General features: G+C 73.7%; 2 protein-coding genes. Both read right to left on the bottom strand.

Translation table 11 applies throughout. From position 1 onward, the window contains the following. A partial coding sequence (locus AOK24_RS37245) for an AMP-binding protein (protein ID WP_240554301.1) occupies positions 1–1,023 on the bottom strand: 1,023 nt, incomplete at its 3' end. A gap of 52 nt (positions 1,024–1,075) precedes the next feature. Beyond that, positions 1,076–3,394 (bottom strand): helix-turn-helix transcriptional regulator, encoded by a 2,319-nt coding sequence (locus tag AOK24_RS37240; protein WP_338060971.1) that lies wholly within the window; start codon positions 3,392–3,394, stop codon positions 1,076–1,078. Positions 3,395–3,695 lie beyond the last annotated feature (301 nt).

The following is a 3,695-nucleotide window of genomic DNA, read 5'->3' as shown; positions in this document are numbered from 1 at the left end:
CGGGCGGGCGAGCGCGATGTCCTCGAACAGGTCCGACAGGTCGCTGTGCGCGGTGAAGTAGGAGATCCCGCCCCGGCGCAGCGTCTCCACCAGCGAGGAACGGCCCGCGACATGGCTCAGCGGCAGGTAGTTGACGACGATGGAGGCCACGTCGTCGGGGATGGGGACGGCGCCCGCCCACGCCCGGTGCAGCATGCGTTCCGTCTGGATGGCGCCCTTGGGAGTGCCGGTGCTGCCGGACGTGTAGATGAGCAGCCGGACCGGGTCCTCGTCGGGGCCCGGCACGAACAGCGGGGCCGGGGGCAGGGCGCGCCCGCGTCCGATCACCTCCTCCAGCGGCAGCGGGGCGGCGTGCCCGGCGGCCGTCAGCCTCGCGGACGCCGCCTCGAACGCCTCGCGCTGCGCGTCGTCCCCGGCGTGGAAGTCGAACACGACCAGACGCGGGGCGAGTTCGGCGGACAGGGCCAACTCCACGGCCCGGTCGAGGAGTTCGAGGCTGACCGCGAGAACCTTCGGCCCGGTCTCCGCGAGGATCGGGGCGAGCCCGGCGACCGGCGCGCCGGACTGGAGCGGCACGGACACCGCGCCGTGGCGCAGGCACGCCAGGTCGACCGTGACGTAGTCGCCGCTGGTGAAGCCGTAGAGCGCCACGAAGTCGCCCGGGGACAGCGGGAGTTCGGGGTCCGCCGCCCACTCGGCCGAGATCGCCCCGGCCCGCGCCCACAGCTCGCCGTAGGTGACGGTCGTGAACTCGGGGAGCGTCCGCAGGCGGGTCCGCCCGGAGACCGGGTCCGTGACGGGCTCCGTCGCCCGCCGGGCCAGGGCGGGGCGGTCGGCGTACCCCTCCATCACCGTCGCCACCGTCCGCGACAGCACCTGGTCGCGCGCGACCTCACGGACCGCCTCGCGGACCGCCGGGAGCGGCATCGCGGCCCGGTACTGCGGATCGTGCGCGGACAGCTCCGCGACGAGACGGGCCGCCCGGCTCACGGGGGAGACGTCGGCGGAGGGCTTCGCGGGCATGACCGTCACCTGTTCCTCTGCTCTCTGCTGCTATCTGCGCGAGTTGGGGGGGCTACGCGGGCCGGGCGCCGTGCCGCAGCGCCAGCTCGGGCACGTCCGGGCCGTCGTCCTGGTAGCAACGCGCCAGCTCCACCCGGGACTTGATGCCGAACTTCCGGAAGATGTTCCGCAGGTGGTAGTTGACCGTGTACGAGGACAGGTGCAGCTTCCCGGCGACCTGCCGGTTGGTCATGCCCAGCACGACCAGCTCGGCGACCGCCCGCTCGGAGTGGGTCAGCTCCTGTTCCGGACCAACCGGTCGGTTTTCCGAGGGCCGCGTTGAAGGCGCCGGGGACAGCCTGAGCCGCGCCGCGACCCGGGCCGCGTCCCGCAGCGCCCCGGCCTCCTCGTACAGCTCGCGCGCCGCGCCGAACTGCCGCAGCGCCGAACTCTCGCCCCGGCCCCCGGCCAGCAGCAGGACGCCCAGGTCCTCCGCGGCCCCGCCGGCCGCCCACGAGCAGCGGTGCTCGCGGCGGGCCCGCGCCAGGGCGGCCTCGTCCCGGTGCAGCAGACCCGCCGCGTGCAGCGCCGAGACGCTCAGCGGGGCGTAGTCCGCGTTGTCGTGGGCGAGCGTGCGCACCGTACGGACGACCTGCTCGGCCAGGTGCGGGGCCCGCCCGGCGAGCGCGGTGCGCACCAGCCAGGCGGCGGCACCCGGCTCCTCCGTGAACAGCAGCGGCTCGGTGACCAGGTCGGCGTACTGCCGCTCCAGCAGCTCGACGGCGCGCGGCGCCCCGTACCGCTCGGCCGCGATCTGGAGGGCGACCCAGTCCGGCTGAGCGCAGAACACGCGGTGTGCCGGGAGCGACTCCTCGTGCCGGCGCGCCATCAGCTTCTCCGCGTCGCCCAGATCGCCGCCGCGCAGGGCCGCGAGCGCCTGGACCGTGGTCGCCAGGGGCAGCAGGGCGCTGTCGGGTTCGCGGACCTCGCCCAGCGCCGCCGCGATCCACCGGTCGGCGCGGCGGTGGTCGCCCTTCAGGCTCAGCAGCCGCGCGGCGACCGTCGCGAGCGCGAGGTCCTGGGGCGGCGGGCCGGACGGCTCCGCCCAGCACTCCGCCTTGCGCAGCAGCCGCTCGGCCTCGAAGGGCTCGCCCAGCAGGGACAGTTCCAGCGCGACCGAGTTCGCCACCTGCTGGTCCATGAGGTCGGCCCGGCCGGGCGGGATCACCGCGGTGGCCTCGCGGCTCAGGCGCAGCGCCTCCGCCGGGCGCCCGTCGAGCCGGGCGCAGGTGGAGCGCACCGCCAGCGCGAACGCCTGCCCCGAGGCGTCCTCGACGGCCGCGCGGTTGTGGAACAGGGCGGTCGCCGCCTCCTGGGCCCGGTCGGTGCGGCCCTCGTCGAGGGACGAGACGGCGCGCGCGTACAGGGTCGCCGCGCTCCGCTCGCCGGACGGGTGCGGCGAGGCGGCGCCGGTGTCGGTCGCGGACGCGGCGGTCAGGAGCACCTGGCGGACACCCGGCGCGGTGCCGTCGACGACGGTCCTGCGCAGCAGTTCGTTGCGGAAGGCGAGCCGGCCGTCGTCGTGGCAGTCCAGCAGCCCGGCGTCCACGGCCCGCTGCACGAGGGCGGCCAGGCCCACGGCGGGTACGTCGGCGAGGACCGCGGAGAGTTCGCAGAGGCTGAACTGCGGGCCCAGCACGGCCGCCGTCCTGAGCATGTCCCGCACCTGCTCGCCCTGCTCCCTGAGCAGGCAGTTCACCGTGGACCTGAGGCGGGTGGGCACGGTCGTGCAGAGCAGGGCGGCCCGGCGGCCCACGATCCGGACCTGGCCGTCCTCCCGCAGCCCCGTCGCCAGCGCGGTCGTCAGCAGGGGGTGCCCCTCCGCCTCGGCGGCCAGCGCCGTCAGGCCGACGTCGGGGGCCGCGCCGAGGATGTCGGTGAGGAGTTCCTGGACCGAGTCGGGGGAGAGCCGGCCGAGCGTCAGGCGCGTGCAGCCCCAGTCGTCCAGCGCCCGCACGAAGCGGTGCACGTCGAGGTTGTACGCCTGGTCGCGCAGGGTCAGCAGCCACAGGTGCGGGCGGCGGCGCAGCGACGCCAGGTCGGCGGTGAGGCGGCGCAACAGGGCCTGGTCGGTCTGGGTGTGCAGGTCGTCGAGGACGGTCAGGGTGGGGCGGTCGTCGGAGCGCGGCGGGAATGTGCCGTCACCGGCGTGGACGAGGCGGAATTCACGCTCCTCGGCGATGCGGCCGACCTCATGGACGAGGCGCGATTTCCCGAAACCCTCGTCTCCTGAGACGAGTATCACGCCGCCGCGGCTGGACTCCGCTTCGGCGAAGGCCTGGAGTATGAGGCTCATTTCTGGTGATCGGCCGCGTAGGGGACTGTGTGACACGTGACCTCACGTAGTTCATGTCCGGGAAGGGGGAATCGAACGAAGGTGGGTCCCGTACCTGAGGAATTGACGGATCGTGCGTCCGGTGTGCGGAGTACCGTTGAAGTTGACGATCCTTCAAAAGGGTGCGGGGGGAGTTCTTGAAGGTTAACGCGATCCGTTGAATATTAACACGCTTTCTTGGCATGTCCGTTACGCGTCGGAAGCGAAAACTCCGTGAATGGAGGGAAACGGCGGACGAGGTGGCAAGGTATGAACCTTCCGGCCGCCGCGCGGTCCCCGGCGGCCGGAAGGTTCATAC

Source organism: Streptomyces niveiscabiei (assembly GCF_001419795.1).
Classification (GTDB): Bacteria; Actinomycetota; Actinomycetes; order Streptomycetales; family Streptomycetaceae; genus Streptomyces; species Streptomyces niveiscabiei.
Note: the sequence above shows the minus strand (reverse complement) of the source record. Positions and strands in the feature narration are given on the sequence as shown.